The 22444-nt window shown below is 67.8% G+C and carries 18 protein-coding genes; 13 read left to right on the top strand and 5 right to left on the bottom strand.

What is annotated here, in order from left to right:
- Positions 1-260 precede the first annotated feature (260 nt).
- On the bottom strand, positions 261-992 hold the full coding sequence (locus ACWDRB_RS35025; protein WP_449900988.1) for an SDR family NAD(P)-dependent oxidoreductase: 732 nt from the start codon (positions 990-992) through the stop codon (positions 261-263).
- Between the two features lie 91 nt (positions 993-1083).
- On the opposite strand from ACWDRB_RS35025, the gene ACWDRB_RS35020 reads away from it, so the two are divergent.
- Positions 1084-1509 carry a MarR family winged helix-turn-helix transcriptional regulator gene (locus ACWDRB_RS35020; protein ID WP_350728571.1) on the top strand — a complete coding sequence of 142 codons (426 nt, stop codon included), beginning with the start codon at positions 1084-1086 and terminating at the stop codon, positions 1507-1509.
- Between the two features lie 669 nt (positions 1510-2178).
- On the opposite strand, the gene ACWDRB_RS35015 is transcribed toward ACWDRB_RS35020, so the two are convergent.
- Positions 2179-3003 (bottom strand): phosphotransferase enzyme family protein, encoded by an 825-nt coding sequence (locus ACWDRB_RS35015; RefSeq protein ID WP_449900986.1) that lies wholly within the window; start codon positions 3001-3003, stop codon positions 2179-2181.
- Positions 3004-3597: 594 nt separating this feature from the next.
- Here ACWDRB_RS35015 and ACWDRB_RS35010 point away from each other — a divergent pair.
- Positions 3598-4635 carry an RNA-binding protein gene (locus tag ACWDRB_RS35010; RefSeq protein ID WP_449900984.1) on the top strand — a complete coding sequence of 346 codons (1038 nt, stop codon included), beginning with the start codon at positions 3598-3600 and terminating at the stop codon, positions 4633-4635.
- A gap of 63 nt (positions 4636-4698) precedes the next feature.
- Here the strand turns inward: ACWDRB_RS35010 and ACWDRB_RS35005 are convergent, their stop codons facing one another.
- Positions 4699-5142: a RidA family protein gene (locus ACWDRB_RS35005; RefSeq protein ID WP_449900982.1), complete on the bottom strand. Its 444-nt coding sequence runs from the start codon at positions 5140-5142 to the stop codon at positions 4699-4701.
- A gap of 146 nt (positions 5143-5288) precedes the next feature.
- On the opposite strand from ACWDRB_RS35005, the gene ACWDRB_RS35000 reads away from it, so the two are divergent.
- Positions 5289-5669 carry a winged helix-turn-helix transcriptional regulator gene (locus ACWDRB_RS35000; RefSeq protein ID WP_350728579.1) on the top strand — a complete coding sequence of 127 codons (381 nt, stop codon included), beginning with the start codon at positions 5289-5291 and terminating at the stop codon, positions 5667-5669.
- A gap of 63 nt (positions 5670-5732) precedes the next feature.
- Here the strand turns inward: ACWDRB_RS35000 and ACWDRB_RS34995 are convergent, their stop codons facing one another.
- Entirely contained in the window at positions 5733-6737 is a 1005-nt protein-coding gene (locus ACWDRB_RS34995; RefSeq protein WP_449900980.1) for a LacI family DNA-binding transcriptional regulator, read from the bottom strand.
- A 198-nt stretch (positions 6738-6935) separates the two neighbouring features.
- Between ACWDRB_RS34995 and ACWDRB_RS34990 the strand changes: the two genes are divergently transcribed.
- The 9 genes from ACWDRB_RS34990 to ACWDRB_RS34950 all read left to right on the top strand — a co-directional run bounded on the left by ACWDRB_RS34990 (position 6936) and on the right by ACWDRB_RS34950 (position 19860).
- Positions 6936-10481: a hypothetical protein gene (locus tag ACWDRB_RS34990; RefSeq protein WP_449900977.1), complete on the top strand. Its 3546-nt coding sequence runs from the start codon at positions 6936-6938 to the stop codon at positions 10479-10481.
- A 183-nt stretch (positions 10482-10664) separates the two neighbouring features.
- A complete protein-coding gene (locus ACWDRB_RS34985; RefSeq protein WP_449900975.1) occupies positions 10665-11582 on the top strand; it encodes an NAD-dependent epimerase/dehydratase family protein in 918 nt (305 codons plus the stop codon).
- A complete protein-coding gene (locus tag ACWDRB_RS34980) occupies positions 11579-12844 on the top strand; it encodes an enolase C-terminal domain-like protein (protein WP_449900973.1) in 1266 nt (421 codons plus the stop codon). Before ACWDRB_RS34985 ends, ACWDRB_RS34980 begins: the two co-directional genes overlap by 4 nt.
- 44 nt (positions 12845-12888) lie before the next feature.
- Entirely contained in the window at positions 12889-14253 is a 1365-nt protein-coding gene (locus ACWDRB_RS34975) for an ABC transporter substrate-binding protein (protein ID WP_449900971.1), read from the top strand.
- A 147-nt stretch (positions 14254-14400) separates the two neighbouring features.
- Positions 14401-15240 (top strand): carbohydrate ABC transporter permease, encoded by an 840-nt coding sequence (locus ACWDRB_RS34970; RefSeq protein ID WP_449900969.1) that lies wholly within the window; start codon positions 14401-14403, stop codon positions 15238-15240.
- Positions 15237-16133: a carbohydrate ABC transporter permease gene (locus tag ACWDRB_RS34965; protein WP_449900967.1), complete on the top strand. Its 897-nt coding sequence runs from the start codon at positions 15237-15239 to the stop codon at positions 16131-16133. Before ACWDRB_RS34970 ends, ACWDRB_RS34965 begins: the two co-directional genes overlap by 4 nt.
- Before the next feature lie 36 nt (positions 16134-16169).
- Positions 16170-17138 carry an acetylxylan esterase gene (locus ACWDRB_RS34960; RefSeq protein WP_449900964.1) on the top strand — a complete coding sequence of 323 codons (969 nt, stop codon included), beginning with the start codon at positions 16170-16172 and terminating at the stop codon, positions 17136-17138.
- On the top strand, positions 17135-18247 hold the full coding sequence (locus ACWDRB_RS34955) for a hypothetical protein (protein ID WP_449900962.1): 1113 nt from the start codon (positions 17135-17137) through the stop codon (positions 18245-18247). Before ACWDRB_RS34960 ends, ACWDRB_RS34955 begins: the two co-directional genes overlap by 4 nt.
- A complete protein-coding gene (locus ACWDRB_RS34950; RefSeq protein WP_449900960.1) occupies positions 18247-19860 on the top strand; it encodes an FAD-dependent oxidoreductase in 1614 nt (537 codons plus the stop codon). Before ACWDRB_RS34955 ends, ACWDRB_RS34950 begins: the two co-directional genes overlap by 1 nt.
- A gap of 12 nt (positions 19861-19872) precedes the next feature.
- On the opposite strand, the gene ACWDRB_RS34945 is transcribed toward ACWDRB_RS34950, so the two are convergent.
- A complete protein-coding gene (locus ACWDRB_RS34945; RefSeq protein ID WP_449900958.1) occupies positions 19873-21444 on the bottom strand; it encodes an FAD-dependent oxidoreductase in 1572 nt (523 codons plus the stop codon).
- Positions 21445-21503: 59 nt separating this feature from the next.
- Between ACWDRB_RS34945 and ACWDRB_RS34940 the strand changes: the two genes are divergently transcribed.
- Positions 21504-22391: a helix-turn-helix transcriptional regulator gene (locus ACWDRB_RS34940; RefSeq protein ID WP_449900956.1), complete on the top strand. Its 888-nt coding sequence runs from the start codon at positions 21504-21506 to the stop codon at positions 22389-22391.
- Positions 22392-22444: the final 53 nt, after the last annotated feature.

Here is a 22444-nt window from a genome sequence, read left to right as displayed (position 1 = left end):
CCGGCTTCCCCTTGAGGTGCTTAACGAGTCCCTCTCGCTCCAAGCAGCCGCATAGGCTCTACGCCATAAGACGGCTGTCCGGAATCACCGTGGCCCCTCAACCTGCCTTGCCGGCTTCGCCCCGGACACGCCGCCCCACTCCACCCTGCCGATCACCAGACCATCACCGCGACCGCGCGACCAGCTTGCGGACGGTCAGGTGATCGTGGCCAAGGTCTTTAGGATTGTGCGTCATCCGGCCCTGGCCCAGCGCCAACTCGTCAGATCATGCCTCCGGCGGCGTTGATGGTCTGGCCGGTGATCCAGCGGGCGGCATCGGAGGCCAGGAACGCGACGACGTCGGCAATGTCGGCTGGTTCGCCCAGGCGGCCCAGCGGTGTGCGGGTCTTGGCGTCGTCAATGACGTGCGGGGGCACGGTGTCGATGACGTCGGTACGGGTCAGGCCGGGCAGGACGCTGTTGACCGTGACGGATCTGGAGCCCACCTCCCAGGCCAGCGTGCGGGCGAGCTGGTCGCCGGCGGCCTTGCTTGCGGCCAGCAGCGCCATGCCGGGCAGCGGCGACACGGTCAGCGCGGAAGAGATCAAGATGATCCGGCCGTGGTCGCTGATGCGCTGCGCGGCCTCGCGCAGCGCCACGAACGCGGACCGCACGTTGGCGTGCAGATACTGGTCGAAGTCCTCATCGGTGGCGCGGGCCAGCGGCCCAGCGGTCGCCGTGGCCGCGTTGTTCACCCACACGTCCACCCGGCCGTACTGGCTCTCGGCCGCGTCGAACAACTCCTTGACCGCCTCGGGGCGGGTGATGTCAGTGCGGACCGCGGTGGCCAGCCCGCCCGCGTCCTTGATCTGGTCCACCGCCTGCGCGGCCGTCTCCTGGTCGCGGGAGCCGATGAGGACGCGCATCCCCGACGCGGCGAGCCGGTCGCTGATCGCCCGTCCGATGCCACGCGATCCGCCGGTGACGACTGCGACCCGATCCTCGATACGCATAACCCCTCCAATTGGTCGATCCTATGGATAGTCCACAGCATCGACTAATTTGGTAGAGGGTGTCAACTGTCCAGGTAGTAGACTGCCTGCCATGGCCGCCGCACCCGATGACGAACTCGTCGAGACGCTGATCGGCGTCTTCATGGAGATCGACGGCCTGTTCAGTACGGCGAGCCGCCGGCTGGGACTAACCCCCCAGCAAGCGCAACTGCTGTGCTTCGCCCAACATCTGCAGCCGTCCTTCGGCGAGCTCGCGGCCCTGCTGCACTGTGACAAGACCAACATCACCGGCCTGGTCGACCGGCTTCAGCGACGCGGCCTGCTCACCCGCCAACCCGACCCCAACGATCGCCGGATGAGCCGCGTCCACCTCACCCCCCAGGGCGAGGCGGTCACCGGCCAATTCCAGCAGGCCATCAACACCACCCTGACCACCCGCTTCAGTTCCTGGCCCACCACCCAACGCGACAGCCTCGTCCACCTGCTCCAATCCGCCAGAACAGCACTACGTCCCTGATCTCAGCGGCCACCTCCGACCCCAACACGCCACCAGCCCCGCAAAGCCGATCACACCGAACCGCCACCGCACCGCGTAACCTCACTATGAAGCCGGAACCACGCCCCCCGATTTACACCGGCCTCCGGACGCCACCTTCGGGACAACAAGCGTGAGTAACCGTCAACTTCGGCAAGCAAGGACAGCCGTCCCCTGATCAGACAGTCGCATCGCGCCAACACGGGGCTGCTGAAGTGCACATGGAGCGGGGAGTCGGCGGCTCCGAATGTCAGGTGATAGGGGGAGTGATTCGCCGGTCTCGGCAGCTTTCGACCGGTCTCCGGAGCCGGGTGGGCAGGTTTGAATCCTGCAGGGGGTGCTCGCGATCTCCATCGAAAGATGGGTAAGGACCTGCGGAAACGCAGGTTCTTCTGCGTTTCGGGCGCGCCATCCGCTGCAGCCGATCCCATGATCACGTATGAGGAGCGTACCGATCTTGGGCTGTGCAGCAGCAAGTGACACCGGGGCGGCGATGATCCCCTCCGTGATCTCCTTGACGCCGGCCCCGGTCGGGCGACCGGCGACGTTCGCCTTGTCTGGACGGAGTCCGAATCGGTGATCGAGCCGCCGACATGCGACTGGATCTCGACCACGACCGGCCAAGGCCGGAATCAGCTCAAAGGCCCGCGATCAGCGAGGGGTATCCAGCCCTTTGCGGTCGAGCGCTGCTCGGATCTGGCTGAGCCACTCTGTGCCCAGCCGGCGCCCGTTGGGGAGTTGGTCGCCTCGATCCCAGCGCCATGTTGTGATCATCGCCAGTATGAGGATCCGGCACTCGCGCAGCAAGTCTTGATCGACACCCGGATAGTGCTCGCTGACTTCTTCGGGCGCATGGGCGAGGTCGAATTCGACAGGCCCACGGCAGCATGTCTCGAAATCTATGAACAGCAGCCCGTTCTTCGTGGTGAGCACGTTGCCCGGGTGCGGCTCGCCGTGCAGCAGTTGCTCGGCGCCGCCGCGCTCGCCGATCACTCGTCTCAGGCTTCGTAACGTGTCGCCGAGCAGTTCCCGGTCCGCGTCGGCGAGCGCCGGAGTTTGGTCGCGGTTCGCCAGGAGTTGTTGCGCCTGCTCGACTCGATCCGTGAAGTGCGGCGTCGGGACATCGAGTTCGCGCATGCCGGCATGCAGCCGCTTGAGCGCATTGGCATAGTCGGCTGGTGAGACCTCTTGAGGTGCCACTGGTTCGTAGTAGGTCCACAGCGTGATTGCAAAGCCATCACGCTCATAGACGCGTGGCTCCACTCGAGGCTCGAGAGCAGCCACAGGGCACCCGGAGTCGGCGAGCCGCTGAGCAAGGTCGACTTCGAACTGTGCGACCTGATGCGCTACAGGTGCCACCCGGGCCAGGACGTCACAAGGCAGCAGACGCAGAGTGAGCTTGTTCGAGTCATGAAGAACGATCGCGTCGTCGGCTGTCAGGCCGAGTGAGGAGGCGGTCGACATGGCCGCGGCCACCGCACGCGGTACCTCTGACGCCTGCATCGTCGCCTGGTGTCCTCTCCCTTGAGTGCTGCCGTACTCTCCAAAGTGGTGCAACCTGCGCACCCTACCAAGTTGTCGATAGAGCCGCGGTGGCGCGACGGGCAGGCGCGAAGCTCCCTATGGTCGAGGAAGCGTTCGGTCGCCAACTGCAGGCCCTCCTGCTGCAACTCGACGCCGCGTGCCGTGCCGCCGACGACCTCGCCGAAGCCACCAGCGGGCCTTTCACCAGAACCCTGACGCCGCCATCATCACCAGTTTCCCGGCCTGGCCGATCTGACGGGCGCTCGCGTGCTTGCCGAGATCAGCGACGACCGCCACCGCCGACTACGCCTGGGCCTTCGCCTCCTTGTGAGCGCCAGGTCCGCGAGCGCACGCACTACGACCGCCCTGTGCGACACCCTCAACCGGAGGCACGGCTGCCTGTATCACTGCCTGCACAAAGGGGTGCCCTGCGACGAACTCGTGGCCTTTCCCACATGATTCGAAGCTTCGAAACCCGTTTGAGCAGCGACCCTGACAAGGCAATAAACACTGGCCGGGCCATCAGGCCAGCGCCAGGATGGGGCGATGGACGTCTCCGCGGCTGGTTCTGACGCATCTGCATCCGCACCCCTGGCTGTCTTTGAGGAGGGCGGAAGCGACGCAAGGCTTCACGCCTACCAAATCACGAAGTATGACCCCTCAGACCGCAACGAGCATGGTCACTACGTCGGTCCTGAGGACGTGAACAGCGATCACGGCCCGGTCGAAGCAGCCTACCTGGCATCTGTGGCCGCTTTCGCCCAAGAGACCAGCGTCACCTGCCTCACGATCCGGGAACCAGCGGTAAGCGGCTTCGTCAACTTCGGTGTCGAACCCCCGATCGAGGGCCACGGCCTGGCGGGGCTGTTCCCGCCCGATCTCACCGGCTACCACGACGGCGCGCAGGTGCCCGTCGCCGTCGCCCTGGAGTTGGTCCGGGCGATGCTGCGCGACAACGGTGCCTGGTGTCGCCTGGAGGTCGAGGATCGATTCTTCATCCACGTCGGTTACGACCAGTACGTCTATGTCGGCAGCGCGCTACCGTGCTCGCGTGCGGTGACGTTCACCCGCGAGCGCGGGCTCTTCGCCGAGCCCATCAGCCGGTCACCGTACGACCCGGAGTTCGACGAGGACGATCTTGCGCCACGGCGCCTGGCCGACGCGGCGTTCTGGGCCGATCTGGAAGGCCTCATCAGGCAGCGCGACGCAGTGGTGCTGGAGGAAGGCTACGTACACAACGCCTCACGTTGGCATCGGATCACAACCATCGATGAGGTTGCCGCGATACAGGCCCGGCTCGCCCCCAGATCCAGGCTGCTGGTCTGGCCCGATCTATCAACAGACGTGGACGCCGCCCTTGCCGATCTACCCGACGACGGCCTCGGCGAAATTGTCTGGCAGAGCGCGCAAGGGCACATCACCACCCTGACAGTCGATGAAACTCACTGTCGGGAACTGCCGGCTGTACTGACCGGCACACGCGCCATACTGGTCCTTCCCTGTCATGAGGACGAGCGCCTACCGCTGATGGCCGGCGTGTTACCCGACCGTGACGGAGTGCTTCGCGCACGCTGGACACCCTGATGCCGACACGCCCCGCATGACGCTTGTACGGCAATGACGCTTCGGCTGCCGCCAGGATCCGGGCTACGTCAGCGAAGGAGCGGTGCTGCCGGGCCGGGCGCCTTGATCGATGATCGCGGTGACCTCGGCCTCGATGAGAATGCCGGGCTCGAAGAGGATGTCGACCCCGATCAGCGCGAGTGGCGGCGTGGCGAGATCGAACTCGAGGGCCGCCTGTTCGATTCCCGCGTTGAAGGCGTCGTACATCTCTCTCTTCCAGCCTGCGGCGTACCACGTGAAGCGGACGACGTCGTGGAACGTCGCTCCCGCCGCGTCCAGCGCCTTGGCGACGTTGCGGTAGACCTGGGCGACCTGTCCGGCGAGGTCGCCCGGTGCCACGAGCTCGCCGTTCTCGTCCCAGGCGACTTGTCCGGCGATGTGGACCTGCTTGCTACCCGTCGCCACCGCGACGTGGTGGTAGATCGGGACTCGGACATGCTGGTCAGGGTTGATGAGCGAGACGGCCATGAGATTTCCCCTCGGTCTTTTCGTTACGTCAGGTGAGCGCAAGGCGGCGGACGACCTGACTTCGTGGTCTCTTGCGGTTACTGGGAAACCATAGGAGAGTGTTCGTTGACGTGGAAGAACGAACTTTTCAGTGACTGGGGAACCAGATGGTGACCAAGCAGTTCATGGGCTCGTCCGATGAGGCGGATCTGAGGCGCGCGGACTCCCTGGCGCGGGAGATCTTCTCGGATGTCGCCAACAAGTGGGCGTTGCTGATCATCGAGGCGCTCGGCGAGCGCACCCTGCGCTTCAGCGAGCTGCGGGACGAGGTTGAGGGCATCAGCCACAAGATGCTCACCCAGAACCTGCGCATGCTGGAGCGCAACGGCCTGGCCGAGCGAAAGGTGTACCCCACCGTGCCGCCGCGGGTGGAGTACACCCTCACCGAGCCGGGCCAGGCCCTGCGGGCGACGGTCGACCTGATCTGCGGCTGGACCCACCAGTACTTCGGTCACATCGAGGCTGCTCGCCGCGGCTTCGACGCCTGACTGCTCACGTAGGCCGGCGGTAGGCAGCCCGATCAACCGGATCAGGGGCGGAAAAATACCTGATTAAGACGACGGGCCGAGCACGAGTGTGGGAGGGACGTAATGTTCCCCCGGAGTGCGGTCGTCGGCGAGAACGTTCGCGGCGGCGAGTTGTCCCATGGACCTGAGCTCCAGGTCAATTGTCGTCAGCCGCCGGACCCCTTGGTCGACGATGATTCCCTCCCAGTTGTCGACCCCGACAACTGCCAGATCCTGAGGTACGCGTAGACCCTTGGCCTCACAGACATCGAGTACGCCACGGGCGATGTGGTCATTGCCGCAGAACACCGCGTCGACCTTCGCGCCGGACTCGAGCAATTCCTGCATGGCCTTGACTCCCGACCCCTCGGTCCAGGCGCCATAACGCGTCGGAGCGGCAGGGCGGAGCCCGGCCTCATTCAGCGCGCTGAGCATGCCGCGCTCCCGCAGGCCTACGGCGATACTCGACGGATCGCCGGTGAGGTGGGCGATATGTGTGCGCCCGCGTTCGATCAAATGGCGGGTGGCGAGAGCTCCCGCGCCCTCGTTGTCCGGCAGGAAGACGACGTCTTCGGGGTGATCGGAGGCCGCGAAGGCGTATGTCACCGGCACGGTGAAATGGTGCGTGATCGACGGTGATCGGCGCTCGTGCCCGTCCCCGATGACGATGAGTCCGTCAATTTGGCGAGCCTGGAACTGGCGGATGCTTTCGGTTATCTCGCGATGGACGAGAACGTCTTCGTCGAAGACGAGGGCGGCTTGTTGGAGCCTGCCGAGTTGCAGAACCGCGCCTATGACCACGGGCCCGGAAAACGTGCTGTCCGCGCGGTGGGTGAGCACGCCGACCGTGCGGCTGCGGCCCAGCGCGAAGGAACGCGCGAGCGCATTTGGCCTGAAGTCGAGGCGTTCGGCGACGGCGAGCACCCGCGCGCGCGTCGCCTCGGAAATCCGGTCCGTTCCGTTGAGCACTTTCGAGGCAGTCGAGAGCGACACTCCTGCAATCGCAGCCACATCACTCAGCCGAACACTGCCCTTGCGGTTGGACGGCACCGGCCGATTGTACCGAAGGCGCGTCAATGACCCGCTCCGGTTGGAGGCGCGGAGGGAGACCGGGCGGCGTCCCGCGGGCGTGGCGCGTCGTCCGGAAAGTGTGCCTTGACAGTGACCTTGGCCGCCGCTCACACTTCGGCCAGTGCGAAATCGGTTTCGCAACCATGGTCATGTCGCCGTCCAGCGAGGAGAGTGAGCATGTCGATTGGCCCCACCCCCGCCCGCCGATTGACAGGGAGTCCATTACGCCGAGCGATCGTCTCCGGGCTGGTCGCGCTCGGCGTCGCCGTCGCGACACTCGTCGCACCGGCCACACCGGCCCAGGCCGCACCGGGCGACGTCGTACTCGGAGACTTCGAGAACGGCGTCACCCCCTGGTTCACGGCGACCAGCGGCAGCACGACCGTGTCGCTGACCGTGACCTCGGACGCGCCGGCCGGCGGCAGCGGCGCCGCCCGTCTCCAGGTGAACGCGCCCAGCGGGACCGCGGAGCTGGCGCGCGGCATCCCCTCGGTCGACGCTCGCTCGCTGACCTTCGCCCTGCGCAGCACCCAGCTGAAGGGCATCGTCGTCCGGATGATCGACAGCACCGGGCAGGCACACCAGCAGACTCGCCCGCTCACTCCCGGACCGCAGTGGCAGACCGTCACCGTGAGTGATTTCGCCCCGGCCGGCGCGGCGGAGTACATCCACTGGGGCGGTGCGAACGACGGCGTCTGGCACGGGCCGCTCAAGCACCTGTCGCTCCTGGTAGACGCGTTCCGCGTCGTCAACGGCCCGGCCGCGACGATCGACGTGGACGACGTGACCGTGCGGGGCCCCGCGCCCGACCTCGCGATCGTTCCGACGACGACGGGTAACGCGTTCACCACCGGGCAGGAGGTGTCGTTCGGCATCCACACCGCGGCGAAGTCCCTGGAGTGGACCGTACGCGACATCGACAACGCCGTGGTGACCTCCGGTGCGAAGGAGACCTCACAGCTGGGGGGCACGCTGACGCTCGGCGAACTGCCCACGGGCTGGTACTCGGTCGATCTCGTGGCCGTGCAGCCGGACGGTCGGCGCGTCGCGGGCGGCACCGACGTGTCGGTGCTCCCCGCGTCCGACGCGCGCGAGGAGCGCATCGGAGTCGCGACGCATTACGGGCAGGCCTGGTCCACCGACACGATCCCGCTCATCGCCGACGCGGGAGCCGGTTTCGCCCGGGACGAGGCCTATTGGGCCCAGGCGGAGAAGGTCAAGGGCACGATCGACTTCCCCGCGAAGGTGGACGCGTACACCGCCGCGCTGTCGAGCAACAACCTCCGGTTCTTCGACATCCTCGCGTACGGCAACAGCCTCTACCACGAGGGCGAGGCGCCGGCCACGCAGGCCGGGCGGGACGCGTTCGCGAATTACGCCGACGTCTCGGTCGCCACGTTCGGGACGGACGACACCTTCTACGAGGTGTGGAACGAGTGGAATCTGCGCGACCGGACCGGGCCCGCCGGCGCGACCGCGGCGAACTACGCGGCGCTGCTGGCGACGACCGCCGATCGGGTCCGCGCGGCTCATCCCGGCGCGAAGCTGGCCGGCCCGGCGCTGGCCCCGATGGACGAATGGTCCAAGTGGGTGGACGACTTCATCGCCGCCGGCGGCCTGGACGACCTCGACGCGTTCACCACGCACCCTTACGACTTCGCCGCCGAGCCGGAGTCGTTCATGGATCACGTGGGGGTGATCCGGGCGAAACTCGACGCTGCCGGGCACCGCGACATGCCGATCTGGCTCAGCGAGCACGGATGGCACACCTCCGACACGCCGCTCGGCGCCGACGAGAAGTCGCAGGCCCGCAATCTGTCCCGTGCGGAACTGCTGGCCCTCGGCAAGGGGATCGGCAAGTACACCGTCTACGACTTCAAGGACGACGGCACCGACCCGAAGAATCCCGAGCACCGCTTCGGCATCATCCGCAACGAGAACGACCCCCGAGGCGCGTACACCCCGAAGCCGGCCTTCGTCGCGCAGGGCATCCTGACGCGCCAGACCGACGACCGCTCGGTCCGGCAGGTGCCGGCGCTCGGCAGCGGGCGCTACGGCGTGGAGTTCGGCGCCCGCCCCGGCGAGCCCGCCGCCACGCGCATGCAGGCCCTGTGGGCGCTGAAGCCGGAGACCTGGAGCATCAAGGCGGCGGGCGAGGTCAAGGTGACCGACCTCTACGGCGCCGAGGCGACGCTGCGGCCGGACGCAGACGGCCGGGTTCACGTCGCCGTCGGCAAGGACCCGGTGTATCTCACCGGAGAAGTGGGAGAGGTGTCCGCGCAGTCGCCGTACGCACTCACGGTCGACCAGGCCATCGAGGGTCTCGCGCCCGCGGCGAAGTGGACGGTCACCGCGGGGGACCGGGCGCTGGACGTGTCCCTGCGAACCGAGGAAGGCACGACGTCGGCGCAGGTGGCGAAGGGTGAGACCCGGTCGGTCGCCGTCACGCTGCCGTCGGCGGGCGTGGGGACGCGTACCTGGACCGCCGAGGTCCGCGAGGGTGATCGCACGGTCGGGCTTCTCGCGGCGACCGCCGACGTGGTGGCCCGGCTCGGGCTCACCGGTACGCACGCGCTCAACGCCACCGGGGCCGGCCTGCTGCGCCTCACCCTCGCGAACCGCGGCGCCGAACCTGTCAAGATCGACGGGATCGACTGGACCGTGGGCTCGTCGAGCGGCCGGGCGCTGCCCGGCGCCACTGTCGCCGGCGACGACAGCGTCTCCGTCGACGTGCCGCTGTCCGAGCTCGGTGCCTGGACCGCCACCGCCACCGGTGACGCGACCGCCACCGCGCGCGGGACCCTCGTCGGCGCGGATCCGGTCGATGTGGCGTTCCGCCCGGTGCAGGTGGACGGCAAGGTCGACGATGCCGTAGCGGTCCTTCCTGCGCAGACGCTCGGTGCGGCCGAGCAGGTGATCAGCGGCTGGGCGGGCGATGAGGACCACAGCGGCCGTCTCTGGCTCACCCACGACACCGAACGCCTGTACCTGACCGCCGTGATCACCGACAACGCGCACGCCCAGCCCGCTCGGGCCATGAACATCTGGCAGGGCGACAGCGTCCAGCTCGGTACGACGCCGGGATGGCCCGGCGAAGGCGCCGTACCGGTCAGTGAGATCGGCACGGCGCTCACCGGCGCCGGCCCGGTGGATCTCGCGCGCTGGTTGCCCGCGAACGCGACGACCGAAGGGCTCGCGTCGGCGGTGACACGTGACGAAGCCGCGAAGACGACCACGTACGAGTTGTCGGTCCCGTTCGGCGCGATCGGGGTGAAACCCGGCAACGGGATCCTTTCGGCGACCGTCGCCGTCAACGAGAACGACGGCGCCGGCCGGCGCGGATGGAGCACGTGGGGCAAGGGCGTGGCGGAGTCGAAGGACCCCGCGAAGTTCCGGCCGTTGCGCCTGCTGGCGGCCCCCGCGGGCAACGTCAGGGTGAAGGCCACGGCGCTGTCGTCCTGCTTGTCGTCCCCGCCGCGTCTCACGGTCGTGGCGATGAACCAGGAGAAGGTGCCGGTCGACCTCCGCCTCGTGACGCCGCTCGGCGAGAAGGCGTACCCGCGGGTCGCGCCGGGCCGTGCGGTCCTGCACACGTTCTCCGGCACGGGCAAGGAACTCGCCGGCGGAACCGCGGTGGTTTCCGCGTCGTACCTGGACGCCGGCGGGAACTTCGCCTATCAGGACCGTGCGCTCGACTACCGGCGAGTCACGTGCCGCGTCTGAACGCCTAGGCCGGGCCGTTCCGGGTTCGCCCCAGAAAGGCGAACCCGGGATGGCGCACGCCCTGAAAACCGCGAATTCGGCGGCCGATACGGGATAACGCGGTGATTGACACGCTCCGCGATCTTATGGTCTGATGCGAAAGCGGTTTCGCAACTGACTTTGCTGAGATCTTTAGGACTGCTCTTGACTGATTCCGCCTCGCCCGTGAAGCCCGCGCGCGTGCTGGTCACCGGTGCGGACGGCACCATCGGCCGGCCGGTCGTGGAGGCACTGCTGAGTGCGGGCATCTCCGTGACGGCACTCTCGACCGCATGGTCAGGGCCGTCGCCGGCCGACCGGGTGTTCACCGGTGACGCCGCTGACGAGACTCTGGTCCGGCAGGCGCTCGAGGACGCGGACGCCGTCGTGCACCTCGCCGCCATACCGCACCCCGGCCTGGGGACCGCGCGCGAGGTGTTCGTGGGCAACACCTCGGCCACCTTCACCGTGCTGAACGTCGCCGGCGAGGCCGGCGTGCGCCGCGCCGTCATCGCGAGCTCGATCAACGCGTTCGGCGTGCCCTTCAACCGGCACGATCTCACTCCCGCCTACTACCCGCTCGACGAGTTGTCGCCGGTCGCGCATGACGACGCGTACTCGCTGTCCAAGTGGGTCGATGAGCAGACCGGGGCCTGGGCGCACAGCCGCTGGGGGATCACGGTGGTGGCGCTGCGCTTCCCGCTGGTGAGAGATCTTCCCGAACTGCGGGAGATCGCCGCGCGGTTGAGCCGGAACCCGGTCGAGCAGGTGCGTCTCGCCCGGGAAGGATGGGCGTACCTGGCGATGGCCGACGCACTGGACGCGGTGCTGCGCGGGCTGACGCACCCGGTCTCCGGGATGCACACCTTGCTCCTGGCGGCGGAGGACACCATCGTGGGGGAGCCGACGGACCTCCTGCTCGATCGCTTCGCCCCCGCGAGCGAACGCCGCCGCGACTTCCCGGGCCGCACCGCCCCCATCGACACCTCTGCCGCCCGCCGCGTCCTCGGATGGGTGCCGCGGCACCGGCTCGGCGACCCGAGCGGCCCGATCAACGCGACCTTTCAGGAGACGCCGGCATGAGCGACGACACGACGGCATTCGCACAGCCGTGGGACGCGCCCGACGACGTGCGCATCACGGGCGTCCGGGCGATCGCCACCGCCCCCGAGGGCATCCCGCTGCTGGTCGTGAAGGTGACCACCAGCGACGACGGCCTTTACGGGCTCGGCTGCGCCACGTACACGCAGCGGTGGCGCGCGGTCGCCTCGTACGTCGAGGAGCATCTCGCCAGGCTCGTCGTCGGGCGATACCCCGGTGACATCGAAGACCTGGTGCGGCTGGCCCGCTTCTCCGGCTACTGGCGTGAGGGGCCGGTGGGCAACAACGCGATCTCCGGGCTCGACCAGGCTCTGTGGGACATCGCCGGCAAGCGAGCGGGAAGACCCGTTCACGAGCTGCTGGGAGGCAAGGTACGCGCCGCCGCCGACACGTACCTGCACGCGGGCGGGTCGTCGATCGCGGAGACGCTCGACCAGGCCGAACGCCTCCGCGAAGCCGGGCTGCGGCACATCCGGCTCCAGGTCGGCCAGTCGGGCCCTGGCACCTACGGCGCTCCTCCGACGGCTGAGGTCACCGAGGCGTCCGCGCCGTACCCGGGCGGGTGGAGCGTGCCGGAGTACCTGCGGCGTACGCGGGAGCTGTTCGCCGCCGCCCGTGAGCGCTTCGGCGAGGAGATCGAGCTGCTCCACGACGTGCACTCCCGGCTGAGCCCGAAGCAGGCGGTCGTTCTCGCCCGCGCGCTCGAGCCTTATCGGCTCTTCTTCCTCGAGGACGTCATCGCCCCCGAGCATTGGGATCGCCTGCCGGAGGTGCGCGCCGCCTCGCCCGTGCCGATCGCGGTCGGCGAGCTGACGACCTCGGTGACGGATGCCGCACGCCTGGTCCTCGGGGGCGGCGTGGACTTCATCCGCTCCCATGTGTCGGACATCGGCGGGCTGACCGCCGCGCGCAAGATCGCCGCAGCCGCGGAGCTCGTCGGCGTCCGTACGGCCTGGCACGGTCCAGGCGACACCTCGCCGATCGGCGCCGCCGCCAACGTCGCGCTCGACGTGACGAGCCCGGCCTTCGGCATCCAGGAAGGGCACGTGTACGGCGAGCCTGTGCACGAAGTGTTCCCAGGTACCTTGCGCATCGAGCACGGCTGGTTGCGCCCGAACGAAGCTCCCGGCTGGGGCATCGATCTCGACGAGTCCGCCGCCGCCCGCCACCCCGCAGGGCTGTCGGGACACGATGCCTGGGCTGCCCGCGTCCGAGGCCTGGACGGAGGACTCATCGCCCCCTGACCGCAGCACCGCGACAACACCAGCACAAAGTACTGAGGAGACCCATGCCCCCCACAAATGTCCGGAAGTTTGCTGCCGCCCTCAGTGCCAGTGCTGCAGCGTTCGCTCTCACTACGGGCTGTGGCGCCGAGAGCCCGTCGCAGTCCGGCTCCGTTTCCATCACCGTCGCCGGTCAGCCCACCCAGGAAAACCCCGATCAGCTCAAGGCGTTCAAGCGCAAGATCACCGACTTCACCAAGGCCAACCCCGGCATCACGGTCACCGGTGACGAGTCCTCGTTCGACGTGAACACCTTCCAGGCGCTGGTCGCGGGCGGGAAGCTGCCCACGGTGTTCTACGTGCCCTTCACGGAGATGCAGGGGATCATCGCCCGGCAGCAGGCCGCGGACATCACCGGCTACGTCGGCGCGGACGCCGCCGTCAAGCGGGTCAACCCGTCGATCCTGAAGGTCGCCACGAGCCCGGACAGCCATGTCCACGGCGTTCCCGTCCAGGCCTACAGCATGGGGCTGCTGTACAACCGTGCCCTGTTCACCAAGGCCGGGCTCGACCCCGACGCGCCGCCGAAGACCTGGGACGAGGTGCGGGCCGCCGCGAAGGCCATCCATGCCAAGACCGGCGTGCAGGGCTTCGGCGCCATGACCAAGGACAACACCGGAGGCTGGGTGCTCACGACCATGAGCTACGCCTTCGGGAGCAAGATCCAGTCGGATGACGGCAAGCAGGCGAACATCAACAACAACGCCACCCGCGCCGCGCTGGAGTTCTACCGCTCCCTGCGCTGGGACGACGACACCTTCGGGTCCGACTTCCTCATCGGGTACAAGGACATCACGAACGCCCTGGCCAGCGGCAAGGTCGGCATGATCGTGCAGGGTGCGGACACGTACACCCCGGTTGTTCAGTCTCTCGGGATGAAGCCGGACGACTTCGGCCTCGCCCCGATGCCGCAGGCGCCCGGAGGCCTCGGCACTCTGGGCGGCGGGTCCGTGGCCATCATCAATCCGCGGGCCTCGGCGGAGGAGATCAAGGCCGCGCTCAAGTGGATCGAGTTCGCCGAGTTCAACAAGTACAACAACGAACAGGCGGCCGTCACGGGCGCCAAGGCCGCCGCCGCCGACAAGCTGCCGGTGGGCGCACCGGTGCTCCCGCTCTTCGACCAGGCCACCACCGACCGGTATCTGACGTGGGTGAAGGATTACGTGAACGTGCCGCGCGAGCACTTCGCGGCGTACTTCGACTCGGCCAAGACGCTGCCGCTCGTGCCCGAACCGGCGGCGAAGGCGCAGGAGACGTACGGAATCCTCGACAACGTCGTGCAGGCGGTGTTGACCCGGCGGGACGCCGACATCACCGCCCTGCTCGACGACGCTCAGAAGAAGGTCCAGTCCGCGATCGACGCGGGCTGAACCGTCGCCCCCGTCACGCCGGCCGGTGCGACGGGGGCGACAGTCCAGAAAGGCGCCTCCGGAACGATGACGGACGCAACCATTCCCCCTACGACAGAGCGTTCGCGCGGTGTCGTGCGCTGGGTCCGCCGCGGCGGACTCTCGACATTGATCTTCTTCATCCCCCTTCTCGCGTCATTCGGGCTGTTCTCCTGGTGGCCGATTCTCCGCTCCCTGCTGCTCAGCCTGCAGCGCACGAACTTTCTCACCTCCGAGTGGGTCGGGCTCGACAACTTCGCCCGCGTCCTGAAGGACCCCCTTCTGCTGACGGCGACCTGGAACACCCTGTGGTTCTCGATCCTGGCCTTCGTGATCGGGTTCCCGGTCCCGGTGCTTCTGGCGGTGTTCATCGGCGAGTTGCGGCGCGCGCGGAGGATCGCGTCCGCCCTCGTCTACCTGCCGGTGATCTTCCCGCCGGTCGTCGCCGTGCTGCTGTGGAAGGCGTTCTTCGACCCCAGCCCCAAGGGGGTGTTCAACACCGTGCTGGGCTGGTTCGGCCTCGGCCCCGTCCCCTGGCTGAACGACGGCGATCTGGCCATGCCGTCGATCGTGCTGCAGGCGACGTGGGCGTCGTTCGGCACCGCCACGATCATCTACCTGGCGACGCTGATGAGCATCCAGACCGAGTTGTACGACGCCGCCGAGGCCGACGGAGCAGCGGTGTCGCGCCGGTTCTGGCACATCACCCTGCCCCAGATGCGCGGCGTCCTTCTGGTGATGTTCCTGCTCCAGGTCATCGGCACGTTCCAGGTCTTCACCGAGCCGTACATCATGACGAACGGCGGTCCGGAGAACCGCACCGTCACGATCTTGATGCTCATCTATCGTTATGCCTTCATCTCCGGCGACTACGGCCGAGCCACCGCGTTGAGCGTCCTGCTGGCAGTCGTCCTCTCGGCCCTGTCCGCCGTGTACCTCTGGGCGACCAGACGCTGGAGCACCTCATGACCACCGAAACCGCTACGTCCGAACGTAGCATCCTCTCCTTCCTCGATCGTCGCAGACCTGTCGTCCGCGTCTCGGTCGCGGCGATCGGCACGCTCGTCATCGCCGGCCTCGTGATCCTCTGCGCGGGCCCGCTCTTCTGGCTCTTCAAGGCCGCCACGTCGACCACCACCGAGACGCTGTCGGCGCCGTTCTCCCTGTGGCCCAGCGGCATCCACTGGGACTCGTTCGTTCAGGTGTGGACACGCGTCGACTTCGGCCGATATTTCTGGAACACGCTCGCGCTCATGGCCGGGTCCCTGTTCCTGGGGCTCCTCGTCGCGACGACCGGCGGCTACGGTCTGGCGGTTCTCCGGCCGAAGTACGCCAAGGCCGTGTTCGCGGCGCTCCTCGCCACCCTGTTCATTCCCGGCGTGATCTCCCTTGTGGCGCTCTACCTGACCGTCATCGACATTCCGCTCGTCCATGTCAGCCTGCTGGGCTCGATGTGGGCGGTGTGGCTCCCGTCCTCGGCCAGCGCCGTCAACGTGCTGCTCATGCAGCGATTCTTCGCCAACATCCCCCGGGAGCTCTTCAACGCGGCCCGCATCGACGGAGCAGGACCCTTCAGGATGTTCTTCTCCATCGTCCTGCCGATGTCACGCCCGATTCTCGGCGTCGTCAGCCTCCTCACGCTCGTCGGCTCCTACAAGGAGTTCCTCTGGCCGCTGCTCGTCCTGCCGAACCCGCAGGACCAGCCGATCTCGGTCGCGCTGCCGAGGCTGCAGAGCTCCATCGACTTCTCGCAGTTCATGGCCGCGCTCTTCATCTCGGTCATCATCCCCGTCGGTCTTTTCCTCGCTCTCCAGCGCCAGTTCCTGCAGGCGGCAGGCAACGCCGGCGCGCTCAAGGGCTGAGCCGACGCCTCGTCCGCACCCGCACCAAGGACACCGATGCCCCACTTCGACCTGCACATCGACCAGCTCCGCGCGTACCGGCCAGAGGTCCGGGTCCCCGCCGGCTTCGACACCTTCTGGCGGCAGACGCTCGCCGACGCCCGGAAGGCGGGCGGAGATCCGCGCTTCACCCCGGCCACGACGCCGCTCGTCGGGTGCCACGTCCTCGACGTGCGTTTCCCGGGGTTCGCCGGCGACCCGATCGCCGGCTGGCTGCTCCTGCCGCCCGGCGACGGGCCCCACCCCGCCGTCGTGCAGTTCCTGGGTTACGGGGCGGGCCGCGGACTGCCACACGAGTACCTTCCGTGGGTCGCAGCCGGATACGCGTGCTTCGTGATGGACTCGCGTGGCCAGGGCTCCACCTGGGGAGTCGGCGGGGCCACTCCCGACCCGCACGGGTCCGGACCGGCGGCGAACGGTGTCATGACCCGCGGCATCGAGGATCCCGGGACGTACTACTACCGGCGGCTGTTCACCGACGCCGTCCGTGCGGTCGACGCGGTGCGCCGGCACCCGTCCGTGGACGCCGCCCGTGTGGCGGTGTCCGGCGGGAGCCAAGGAGGCGGCATCGCGCTCGCCGCCGCGGGCTTGTCGGAGGACCTCGTGGGCGTCTTCGTCGACGTGCCGTTCCTGTGCCATTTCGAGCGCGCCGTCGGCCTGACCGACCGCGAGCCGTACGCGGAGATCACGCGCTATCTCTCCGTGCACCGCGAGAGCGCCGACCGGGTCTTCGACACGCTCTCGTATTTCGACTGCGTGAATCTCGCGGCTCTGGCCACCGCTCCCGCCCTGTTCTCGGTCGCGCTCATGGACCAGACCTGCCCTCCGTCGACGGTTTTCGCCGCGTTCAACGCCTACGCGGGTCCCAAGGAGATCACCGTGTACTCGTTCAACGGCCACGAAGGCGGAGCCGCGGCTCAATGGCCGCGGCAGGTCGCCCTCCTGACGGGGACGGCACGGGCATGAGCGCGCGCTTCGGGGTCAACTACCTGCCGCGGGAGAACTGGTGGTACGCCTGGGCAGAGGACGATGACGACGCGTTCGCGGAGGATCTCCACCAGATCGCCTCGCTCGGGTTCGACCACGTGCGTGTGCAGTGCCTGTGGCCGCTCTTCCAGCCCAACCCGTCCTGGGTGTCGCCACGCGCGCTGCGCCGCCTCGTCCGCCTGCTCGACCGTGCGGCGGAGAGCGGGCTCGACGTCTGCGTGACCGTGCTGAACGGCTGGCTGAGCGGCTTCGACTTCCGGCCGTCCTGGTTGAAGGACGTCGATCCCTTCACCGACGCCGCGGCCGTCAGCGCCGCGGAACTGCTCGTCGGCGCCGTCTCGCGAGCGGTCGAAGGCCACCCGGCACTCTGGTGCGTCGACGTCGCGAACGAGCCCAACGTCCTCATGCGTCATCTCAAGCCAGGTGAAGGCGAGGCCTGGGCCGCGAGGATGCTCCACGCCGCTCGTGCGGCCTCCGTGCCGGTCACCGTGGGAGTCGACCATGTTCCGTGGATGAGCGATGACGCCCCGATCGGGCGGGCGTTCGTGGCCGGCGCGTGCGATCTCGTTCCGGTGCACGCGTGGCCGTTCTTCACCGGTGCTCTGGCCAGGGTCGGGGAGGAGCGCGCCTGGGCCATCCCCGACTATCTCGCGCAGGTCGCCCGCGCGACCCCTGGCGCCGCGGGCAAGTCGGTGTGGATCCAGGAGCTCGGGGTTTCCCCGCTCTGGCTCACGGACATGGCCGTGGAGGACTTCGCCGAGCGGATGTTGCGGCGTGCCGCTGCGATCCCCGGACTAGGCGCTGTCACCTGGTGGGCGTCCCACGACATCAGCCGCCGCTTCACCGGCTTCGACGAGCTCGAGTACGGCCTGGGCCTCATCGACGCAGAAGGACGGGTGAAACCGATCGGATCGCGGGTGGCCGAGGTGGTCGCGGAACTGCGTGACCGGCCACGCGGACAGGCGGCAGCGGAGTCGACGATCGTCCTGCCCGCTGGACGGGCGCCCGACATCGACTTCGCCGAAGGCTGGTTCGCGCGCATGGAGGCGACCGTCGGACCCGCAATCGTTCATGAAAGGGGCATGTGATGAGCGAGCGTACGCTTCACACGGATCTGCTGGTCGTCGGAGGAGGGCTCGGGGGAGTCGCCGCCGCGTTGACGGCGGCGCGCCTCGGCATCCGGGTGGTGCTCGCCGAGCGGTCGGACTGGCTCGGCGGCCAGCTGACCACGCAGGCGGTTCCGCCGGACGAGCACCGGTGGATCGAGACCGAGCTCGGATCGACCTCGTACCGCGAGCTCCGCGAGACCGTCCGCGCCCACTATCGCCGCCTCTATCCGCTTGCGCCGGACGCGGACGCGGACCCGCAGCTGAATCCGGGTCGGGGCAACGTCTCGCGGCTGTGTCACGAGCCGAGGGTGGGCGCGCTGGCGATCGAGGAACTGCTGTCTCCGCACCTCGCCTCGGGCGCGATCACCTTGTTGCGGGAACACGACGTGGTGAACGTGGACCGCCGCGACCGGCAGATCGCCAACGTACGGCTGCGCAGCCGGGAAGGCGACCTCGTCGAGGTGACCGCCCGCCTCGTGGCCGACGCCACCGAAGAAGGCGACCTCCTGGAGCAGGCCGGTATGTTCTTCACGATCGGGGCGGAGTCGCACGACGACACCGGCGAACTCCACGCACCGCCGGAGCCGGATCCCCGGGATCAGCAGGCGGTCACCTGGTGCGTGGCACTCGAATATCGCGAGGGTGAAGACCACACCATCGACAGGCCCGGCGACTATGAGCGCTGGCGCGACACCGTAGACCCCCGCTGGCCCGGCCCGCAGCTGTCCTGGAAGGACATCGTGCCCGATACGGGTGAGGTGCGGTGGCGGCCGCTGTTCGTCCACTCGCCCGAGCAGGCCGTCCACACAGGCGCCGACGACCTGTGGCACTACCGCCGGATCCTGTCGCGGCAGAACCTCGACCCGAGCTTTCCCGGAGGCGAGATCACGCTGGTGAACTGGCCGCAGATCGACTACTGGGAGCGTCCGCTGCTCGGTGTGAGCGCGGAGGAGCGCGAGCAGGCGCTGGCGGAGGCGCGCTCCCTCACCCGCAGCTTCGTCCACTGGATGCAGACCGAGGCCCCTCGCCATGACGGCGGCACCGGCTATCCCGAGCTGCGCCCCAGGGGCGATGTCACGGGCACCTCGGATGGCTTGGCGAAGGAGGTGTACATTCGCGAGTCACGCCGGATCCGTCCCCTGTTCCGGGTGACCGAGGCGCACATCGGGGTGGAAATGCGGGGGCCCGGCGAGGGAAGCGCCCTTTTCGAGGACAGCGTCGGCATCGGCCACTACCGCATCGACCTGCATCCCAGCACCTCCGGCCGAGGCTATGTCGACATCGACTGCTTCCCGTTCCAGATACCGCTCGGAGCCCTCATCCCGGTCGACGTCGACAACCTCGTCGCCGCGAACAAGAACATCGGCACCACCCATGTCGCCAACGGCGCGTACCGGTTGCATCCGGTCGAATGGTCCATCGGCGAGGCGGTCGGCGCTCTGGCGGCCCAGGTCGCCGGGACGGCCCAGACGCCGGCGCAGCTCCGGGCCGATCCGGCGAGCCTCCGCCGCCTGCAGCGACGTCTTCGTGATGACCTCGGTGTCACTCTCGAGTGGCCCGATGACATCCGCACCGGTCGGTCCGCGAGCTGAGCCGGCTGTTTCTCACCCGGATTCCTGAGGGCTCCAGGCGATGATCTGGCCTCTTTCGGTGATGCGTTTCCGAAGCTGCTCGGGGTCGATGTCCTGAACGGCGACCTGGTTCCGGATCGCCAGCGTCGCCGCGACGGCAGCCGACTCCGCGAGAACGCAGAAGACCGGTTCCATGCGGGTGGCCGCGTACGCGATGTGCGTCGCCGACAGGCACACGGGCACGAGCAGATTCGCGCAGTCGCTCTTGTGCGGCGTGATGACGCGGTAGGGAACGGGGTACGGCCGGCCCGTTCCCAGGTGTCCGCCGATGAACATGTCGCCCTCGGTCGCCACCCCGAGTCGCCCTGTTTCGCAATCGCGATGGGCGATGCGCCGGGCGGGGTACACGTCCACGCCGAAGAGGGCGAGCCCGATGGCATCGGCGGGATCGGTCTGGTTCGACACATCCGCGTGGGTAAGGGTGTACCGGCCCTTGAGGCGCCGGGATACCCGTACATAGAGCTGGTGCGGCCACCCGTCGGTCTCCGGGAAGACGCCGGCGTCCAAGCCGTACGCGGCCGTCTCTCGCCGGAACTCCTCGGGCACCTCAGGGTGGGTCGAGAGGAAGTGGTGCAGGCCGCGGAGGTAGTCGATGTGGTGGCGCCAGATCCGCGACCGGACGTTCCAGTCGCCGTCCTGGTAGTCGTGGCTCACGCCGACGGGCGCATTCGTGACAAGGGAGGCGCGCTGGTAGTTGTATTCACCTGAATTGAGCCATCCGGGAAACACGGCTCGGAGTCTGTCCAGTTGGTCGCCGGTGCTCGTGCTCACGGACTTGATGTGCTCGACGTAGCGGCGGACCAACTCGAATGTGCCAGGTGAGTAGTCGTCCGGGGCGGTGATCTCAGCCCTGTGACGCTTGTCCGACGTCAGATAGAAACGGAAGTTGTATGCCTGGGTGTAGCCGTCCGCCGAGCCGATCGGCAATCCGTGGTCCTCGTCGATGAGCGGGATGAGCCCACTGGTGGGATCGCCCGGTACGACGTAGGGGTCGATCGGCGTCCAGTTCGTGATGTGACCGACGCCGGCCGGTGCTTCGCCGAACGCCTGGCGTGATTCGCGTCCGGTTCGATAGGGAACCTCTGCGAGAGCCATCAGGTCACCTTCGTAAGAAGCGTCGACGAAAATCGACGCCGATATGCTGAAAGGCTCTCCCGATTCGGATGCCGGCGGCGGCACTCCCCATTTGCTCGGCGGTGAAGGCTCAAGCTGGATGGTGTCGATATGGTCGCCGTTTCGCGTCGCCGAGCGGATGCGGTGCTCGAAGATCACTTTGATGCCGGCCTCGGAAAGCCACTCGTGGAACCCGCGCACGATGTCCGGGGGATGGTCCCCGAAGCGGAAGATCACGTCGTTCGTCAGTCCTCCGACAGCCTCGGGAAGGGGGCAGTCCTGGAGCGGTTTGATTCCCGAGCCCAGCATTCCTCCGAGCCAACGACCTGGCTCGACGAGTATTACGGAGTTGCCCTCCTGGTGTGCCGTGATGGCGGCGACACAGCCTGCGGGCGTTCCTCCGTACACGCAGATATCGGCCCTCAGCGTCATCGATTCCGTCCTGTTCGAGATTGGTCCTCATATTTTTTCGGACTGCGCAGGACCACGGAATGGCGATTTTGGTGGAGATCATGCACATTTTGATGAGAGGCCATGGGATGGGTCTTGATGGTTACCTGCTGGCGCCCCGGCGCCCGCAGTTCAGCCTCGGTTCCGACACGTACGAGGGGTGGTGCATGCTGCTGCCGAGGAACGGAACGTTCTCCTATGAGGTCGAGGATGAAGCGGCGCACAGAACCAGAGCGGTGGGTGAGGCCGGGCTTCGGGGCGAGGCGCATTTCGGCGATGTCGTCATCAGCCCGCCGGGCAGCACGCTACGGCGGCAGATGAAAACGCCGACATCGTTCTTCTTCGCGCGATTCCTGACCGCTCTGGAGCCGCCGATCGGCTGCAGTCGATTGCGCGACGTCGATCGCCTGCGCGCCGACCTCGCACTTCTCGAATCCACGCAATCCGCTTCCGATGAAGGTCATCAAAGGCTGGATGCGGAGATGGTCGCGGCGCATGTGGTCGACGACGTACTCATCACCCTACTTTGGGAGCGGACGCGGGGAGACGTGCGTGAAGACGTTCTGGTGCGGAAGGCGATCGCCTTCATCCTGGAGTGCTTCACCTCGCCGGATCTTTCGCTCGGCGACCTCGCGAGGACGCTGGGCGTCAGTTCTTCGCTGCTCTCGCGACGCTTCCGGGACGTTCGAGGTGTCACACCGGGCCAATACCTTCGTGGCGTCAGGTTGCAGAAAGCGCGGGAGCTGTTGACCGGGACCGACTTCACCCTGCAGACCATCGCCGAACGGTGCGGATATCGCAGCGCGTTCTACCTCAGCCGAATCTTCAAAGCCACCACCGGTCAGTCGCCTTCTGAATATCGCGCGGGGAGCCCGTCCATCAGCCGTTGGCCTCGGCCACCCAGCGGGATCCGTCGAGCCCCTCGGTGAAAGGGTCGAGACCAGCAGGTCGTGCGGGTAGGTCGGTGACTGCATGGCCCTCT

Source organism: Nonomuraea sp. NPDC003707 (assembly GCF_053587055.1).
The sequence above is the reverse complement of the archived record's forward strand: the minus strand, read 5'-3'. Positions and strand labels throughout refer to the sequence as shown.

Coding starts and splice junctions, on each gene's coding strand:
- ACWDRB_RS34955 (WP_449900962.1), top strand. CDS start 17,135: ATGAGCGCGCGCTTCGGGGTCAACTACCTGCCGCGGGAGAACTGGTGG.
- ACWDRB_RS34965 (WP_449900967.1), top strand. CDS start 15,237: ATGACCACCGAAACCGCTACGTCCGAACGTAGCATCCTCTCCTTCCTC.
- ACWDRB_RS35025 (WP_449900988.1), bottom strand. CDS start 992: ATGCGTATCGAGGATCGGGTCGCAGTCGTCACCGGCGGATCGCGTGGC.
- ACWDRB_RS34975 (WP_449900971.1), top strand. CDS start 12,889: ATGCCCCCCACAAATGTCCGGAAGTTTGCTGCCGCCCTCAGTGCCAGT.
- ACWDRB_RS34945 (WP_449900958.1), bottom strand. CDS start 21,444: ATGACGCTGAGGGCCGATATCTGCGTGTACGGAGGAACGCCCGCAGGC.
- ACWDRB_RS34950 (WP_449900960.1), top strand. CDS start 18,247: ATGAGCGAGCGTACGCTTCACACGGATCTGCTGGTCGTCGGAGGAGGG.
- ACWDRB_RS35020 (WP_350728571.1), top strand. CDS start 1,084: ATGGCCGCCGCACCCGATGACGAACTCGTCGAGACGCTGATCGGCGTC.
- ACWDRB_RS35005 (WP_449900982.1), bottom strand. CDS start 5,142: ATGGCCGTCTCGCTCATCAACCCTGACCAGCATGTCCGAGTCCCGATC.
- ACWDRB_RS34960 (WP_449900964.1), top strand. CDS start 16,170: ATGCCCCACTTCGACCTGCACATCGACCAGCTCCGCGCGTACCGGCCA.
- ACWDRB_RS35010 (WP_449900984.1), top strand. CDS start 3,598: ATGGACGTCTCCGCGGCTGGTTCTGACGCATCTGCATCCGCACCCCTG.
- ACWDRB_RS34990 (WP_449900977.1), top strand. CDS start 6,936: ATGTCGATTGGCCCCACCCCCGCCCGCCGATTGACAGGGAGTCCATTA.
- ACWDRB_RS34980 (WP_449900973.1), top strand. CDS start 11,579: ATGAGCGACGACACGACGGCATTCGCACAGCCGTGGGACGCGCCCGAC.
- ACWDRB_RS35000 (WP_350728579.1), top strand. CDS start 5,289: ATGGTGACCAAGCAGTTCATGGGCTCGTCCGATGAGGCGGATCTGAGG.
- ACWDRB_RS34940 (WP_449900956.1), top strand. CDS start 21,504: ATGGCGATTTTGGTGGAGATCATGCACATTTTGATGAGAGGCCATGGG.